Source organism: Pseudomonas sp. SIMBA_068, assembly GCF_046534705.1.
GTDB classification, from domain to species: domain Bacteria; phylum Pseudomonadota; class Gammaproteobacteria; order Pseudomonadales; family Pseudomonadaceae; genus Aquipseudomonas; species Aquipseudomonas putida.
On sequence record NZ_JAWRYI010000771.1, the window covers coordinates 1 to 263 of the forward strand.

1 protein-coding gene is annotated in these 263 nt (G+C 45.2%); it reads right to left on the bottom strand.

Annotated features, from left to right (window positions below):
* Positions 1-263 (bottom strand): response regulator (locus SB756_RS31380; RefSeq protein ID WP_410913407.1); only part of this gene is annotated, 263 nt, incomplete at both ends.

The window sequence follows — 263 nt, forward strand, 5'->3', positions numbered from 1 at the left end:
TTTATATCGGGTAGCTGCATATCAAGTAATACTAAATCTAGGTCGTCTTCGGTATCAACAAACGAAAGTGCATCTTCGCCCGTTGCAGCACATAGCACTTCATGTCCGCGTTGCTCCAATAAACTAGTGGCTATTTCGGCGTTAAGTGGTACGTCTTCAACGAGTAAAATGTAAAGCTCTCGGCCAACATAGCTTTGCTCTGTAGGCGCAATACATAAGCTCAGCGGTATTTGCACTGTAAAGCAACTGCCCTCACCCTCTGT